The organism is Flavobacterium supellecticarium (assembly GCF_004801375.1).
Taxonomy (GTDB): domain Bacteria; phylum Bacteroidota; class Bacteroidia; order Flavobacteriales; family Flavobacteriaceae; genus Flavobacterium; species Flavobacterium supellecticarium.
This window is the reverse complement of the sequence record NZ_SSNZ01000025.1, coordinates 1-556: the sequence shown is the minus strand read 5'-3', so window position 1 is coordinate 556 and position 556 is coordinate 1. Positions and strand designations below refer to the sequence as shown.

The following is a 556-nucleotide window of genomic DNA, read 5'->3' as shown; positions in this document are numbered from 1 at the left end:
GCACTATTAGGTGTAACCAACTTAGCGGTAACGCCGGCTACATTAGCACCGGGCGCTATCGGAACGGCTACAGCTACTTATGTATTGACGCAATCAGACATTAATAACGGTCAGATTAGTAACACGGCTATTGCAAGTGGTACATCGCCACAGGGTAATCCGGTTCAGGATACCTCAGGAACCAGTACAACGAATGATACGCCAACGGTAACAACCTTACCACAAAACCCTGCGATTGCCTTAGTAAAAACAGCGGTGTTTAACGATACCAACGCGGATACTTTTGCACAGGTAGGTGAGACAATTACCTATACGTTTACCGTAACCAATACGGGTAACGTAACGGTTAACGGTCTTGTGATCAACGATGTACTATTAGGTGTAACCAACTTAGCGGTAACGCCGGCTACATTAGCACCGGGCGCTATCGGAACGGCTACAGCTACTTATGTATTGACGCAATCAGACATTAATAACGGTCAGATTAGTAACACGGCTATTGCAAGTGGTACATCGCCACAGGGTAATCCGGTTCAGGATACCTCAGGAACCAGTA

Annotated in this window: 1 protein-coding gene; it reads left to right on the top strand. The window is 46.6% G+C overall.

Translation table 11 applies throughout. From position 1 onward, the window contains the following. Positions 1–556, top strand: a 556-nt coding sequence (locus tag E6C50_RS17500; protein ID WP_136404540.1) for a DUF7507 domain-containing protein, incomplete at both ends; no start/stop codon positions are given.